The sequence below is a fragment of the Nostoc sp. genome, from assembly GCF_054880495.1.
On record NZ_JBTYKD010000327.1, the window covers coordinates 1 to 4223 of the forward strand.

Genomic DNA, 4223 nt, shown 5'->3' on the forward strand with positions numbered 1-4223 from the left:
TAACGATCGCAGTCCTGTTGACGAATTAAGAATTACTTTAATCTTCCAAATTACATCTACCGCAATGTAGATTCACTCTTCATAACTAGCCTTTACAGTAACTAGTAAGAGAACATTTAGGAGATTACTAATTCATGCCTGATGAGCATCGTTTGGAGGAGAAATTTCTATCCCAAGAAGCTGAAAAAAGAATATCCGAAAAGCTAGATGAAGTAGAACAAATAGAAATAGATGTACAAACCGATCTATTGAAAATAGTTCAGGGACAGGCAGATGGAGTTTCGGTTACAGGCCAAGGATTAGTCATCCAAGAAGGCATTCGCGTACAGGAAATAAAACTGCAAACAGAAAGTATTGCTATCAATCCCTTCAGCGCTCTTTTTGGTCAAATAGAATTTAATCAGCCAGTAAATGCCATAGCTCACATTATACTTACAGAAATAGATATTAACTGCGCCTTGGCATCAGATTTTGTTCGTAGCCAGATGCCAAACTTTGATTTGGATGTAGATGGCGAAATTGTGAGTTTTGAGCCGGAAGAAATTCAGGTATTTTTACCTGGTGATGGCAAAATAGAATGTCGGGGAAAGGTGCTGTTAAAAGAAATGGGAAATACTCGCCCTTTGGCTTACACTGCACTGCTTCGTCCACGTACTCATTCACAACCCGCAATGCTGGAAAGTTTTCACTGCACTGAGGGAGACGGTATTTCCATAGAATTGGTTACAGCATTAATGCAGAAAGCCAAAGAACTGATGAACATCCCATATTTTGAATGGGAGGATATAGCTTTTTCGATTAAAGATATGCAGGTAGAAATAGGTAGTTTAATACTTATGATAGAAACTCAACTGAAGCAAATACCTACATCCTTAAGTGGACTATCTCTTTAGTAGTATTCACCCTAGTTAAAGATAATTTTTGTAACTAGGGAGTGATGTAAATTTATTAAAAGTTTTATAAGCTTTTGAAAGCTACTTAATTTAAAAATAAGAACTATGCAAGAGTATGATATTGTGCTGATCGGTGCTGGACACAATGGGCTAGTTTGTGCAGCTTATTTGCTGAAAGCTGGTTATAGCGTTCTGTTACTAGAAAAGCGTTCTGTTCCAGGTGGTGCAGCAACAACTGAAGAATGTTTACCTGAAGAAGCTCCGGGATTTAAATTTAACTTGTGTGCTATTGACCATGAATTTATTCACTTGGGGCCAGTTGTTGAAGAATTAGAACTAGAAAAATACGGCTTACATTATCTGGAATGCGATCCGGTTGTTTTCTGTCCTCATCCTGATGGCAAGTATTTCTTAGGACATAAGTCGGTGGAAAAGACTTGTGCAGAAATCGCCCGTTATAGTGAACGTGATGCTAAAAAATACGGGGAATTTGTAGACTTTTGGCAGAGGGCATTGGGTGCAATGATTCCGATGTTTAATGCACCCCCAAAGTCAGTTATAGACATTCTTGGTAACTACGACATCACCAAACTGAAAGATTTATTTTCGGTTATTGGTTCTCCAAACAAAACGCTGGACTTTATTCGCACTATGTTAACCAGCGCTGAGGATTTACTTAATGAATGGTTTGATGAGGAATTTCTGAAAGCGCCACTAGCCAGACTATCATCAGAACTTGGTGCGCCACCATCACAAAAAACCCTTGCAATCGGGGCAATTATGATGGCAATGCGTCATAATCCTGGGATGGCCAGACCTCGCGGCGGAACTGGCGCACTTGTGCAAGCGTTGGTGAATTTAGTCACAAGTAAAGGTGGCGTTATTCTCACAGATCAGCATGTTGAAAAAGTTTTAATTGATGATGGGAAAGCTGTGGGTGTACGGGTTGCTGGTGGTAAAGAATATCGCGCTAAACACGGGGTTATTTCTAATATTGATGCCAAGCGGTTATTTTTGCAAATGACTGATAAAAGCGATGTTGATGGAGCTGATCCTGACTTATGGGAAAGATTAGACCGCCGCATTGTTAACAACAACGAAACCATCCTCAAGATAGATTTGGCTTTAGACGAACCCCTACGCTTTCCACACCACGAGCACAAAGATGAATATCTTGTCGGTTCTATCTTGATTGCAGATTCCGTGGCTCATGTAGAACAGGCTCATAGTAAATGTACCTTGGGAGAAATTCCTGATGCTGACCCCTCAATGTATTTGGTGATGCCTAGTTATTTAGACCCCACATTAGCGCCCCCAGGTAAGCACACCGTATGGATTGAGTATTTTGCCCCTTATCAAATTGCCGGCGCAGAAGGGACTGGTTTAAAAGGTACTGGTTGGACAGATGAATTAAAAAACAAAGTTGCAGATAGGGTGATTGATAAGTTGGCAGACTATGCACCTAATGTTAAGAATGCAACTATCGCCCGTCGTGTAGAAAGTCCCGCAGAATTAGGAGAAAGATTAGGTGCGTACAAAGGTAATTATTACCATATTGATATGACCCTAGATCAGATGATCTTTTTCCGTCCCTTGCCAGAAATAGCCAACTACAAAACGCCAATTGATAATCTATTTTTGACTGGTGCAGGCACTCATCCAGGTGGTTCGATTTCGGGAATGCCAGGACGCAATTGTGCCCGTGCATTTTTACAGGCAAAACATCCTATTACCCAAACTTTAAAGGATGCACGCGATTCGATTAAGTCAACTGTCGAGTCAGTATTTGGGATTAGTTAGGTTTTATATAAAGAGGCAAAAGCGCGACGTAAGGCTTTGCCTCTTTGTGTTTTTAGATCAGTTTCTTTTAGGACTTACGCACAAGCCTACGGAATAACAAACCACAGAGGCGCAGAGAAGCCAGTGCGTTGCGGTGAATCCAGCGCTGTAAGCGGGTTTCCCGCCGTAGGCGACTGGTGAACCCGAAGGGGGGTTCCAAGAGTTGTAGCAACTGGCGCGACACAGAGACAAGTCCGAGCGGCGGCTTCCGCCGTTGGCGCAGCCCGCCGCAGGCATCTGAACTTCTCCCTTCTCTACGAGACGCTCCGCGTTCGCATAGCGTCCCGAAGGGAAGGCGCTAGCCTCTCCCTTTGGGAGAAGGGGAGACGCTACGCGAACGGTGGAAATCAGAGTTTGAGAGATATTTTACGTAAGTCGTATCTTTGTCGCACTATGCACAACATGCAGTTGAAAGTTGTGTTTGACTTCTCTAGTGAAAAACTAGCACGATCGCACCCTTTGACATTCAAAGGGAATATTACCATACCCGTGCGATGTCTACGACGGGCTACGCTTACGCTGCCTATATAGCAAGGCAAATTATTGTTTAAGCAAGCTTTAAGTAAAGCAATTGCTTTATATGTATTTAATATGATAATGTAACATACACTTGATTTCAAGAAGCTTTTATGCATCGTCAACAAAGCTCTTTCTCAAAAAATAAGTAAATTAAGGGGTAAAAACTAGTGTATTTTGATAATACTCGAAAAACGCACAAATTTTAAGATCATCTGATAAGTTTTGTAGGTACAGCATGGTTTTTCAGCGCTGCTTCGTTGCATCTGGCTTGATAGCTTTCTTGGCATTTGGCTGTAGTGGTGGGGAAAACTCATCGATAGCAAACACTACACAAGTTGTGCAAGAAACTAATGTAACCCAACTTTTGATCGAAGCGAAGGCTACGCAAAAAGCAGAAGATTTCTTTCATAAAGGCAATCATTTATTAGATGGACAACGTTACGAAGATGCCATAAAAGCTTATGATAAAGCGATCGCCATCAAAGTTGAGAATCCTGAAGCTTGGATTAACCGTGGCATAGCCTTAACATCGTTGCAACGCTACAAAGACGCGATCGCATCTTACGACAAAGCGATCGCCATCAAACCCGACAAATATGAAGCTTGGTATAATCGTGGCATCGCCTTGACATCGTTGCAACGCTACAAAGACGCGATCGCATCTTACGACAAAGCGATCGCTATCAAACCTGACAAGTATGAAGCCTTAATTAACCAAGGCATTGCTCTGACAAAGCTGCATCGCTACCAAGATGCGATCGGATCTTATGATCGAGCGATCGCTATCAAGCAAGATTTGCACCAAGTATATTATAATAAGGCTTGCTCTTATGCTTTACAAAGCAATCTGGAACTAGCAATTGAGAACTTAGACAAAGCAATCAAGCTTGTTCCTGATAAATATAAGAAATTAGCAAAAACTGACCCAGACTTTAGCAAAGTGCGTAGTGAAAAGCGCTTTCAGGAATTAGT

At 41.7% G+C, this 4223-nt stretch carries 4 protein-coding genes; 3 read left to right on the forward strand and 1 reads right to left on the reverse strand.

Annotation, left to right across the window (positions count from 1 at the left end; translation table 11 throughout):
- Positions 1–134: 134 nt before the first annotated feature.
- Complete coding sequence (locus tag ACYTXL_RS28460) at positions 135–893, forward strand: LmeA family phospholipid-binding protein (protein WP_461922290.1); 759 nt, start codon at positions 135–137, stop codon at positions 891–893.
- 105 nt (positions 894–998) lie between these two features.
- On the forward strand, positions 999–2693 hold the full coding sequence (gene crtO, locus ACYTXL_RS28465) for a beta-carotene ketolase CrtO (RefSeq protein WP_461922291.1): 1695 nt from the start codon (positions 999–1001) through the stop codon (positions 2691–2693).
- Positions 2694–2760: 67 nt separating this feature from the next.
- Here crtO and ACYTXL_RS28470 read toward each other — a convergent pair whose 3' ends face one another.
- A complete protein-coding gene (locus ACYTXL_RS28470) occupies positions 2761–2916 on the reverse strand; it encodes a hypothetical protein (RefSeq protein WP_461927559.1) in 156 nt (51 codons plus the stop codon).
- A gap of 570 nt (positions 2917–3486) precedes the next feature.
- On the opposite strand from ACYTXL_RS28470, the gene ACYTXL_RS28475 reads away from it, so the two are divergent.
- Positions 3487–4223 (forward strand): tetratricopeptide repeat protein (locus ACYTXL_RS28475; protein ID WP_461927560.1); only part of this gene is annotated, 737 nt, incomplete at its 3' end.

Excerpts from the sequence above, each read along its gene's own strand:
- ACYTXL_RS28460 (WP_461922290.1), top strand. The coding sequence starts at position 135 with ATGCCTGATGAGCATCGTTTGGAGGAGAAATTTCTATCCCAAGAAGCT.
- crtO (WP_461922291.1), top strand. The coding sequence starts at position 999 with ATGCAAGAGTATGATATTGTGCTGATCGGTGCTGGACACAATGGGCTA.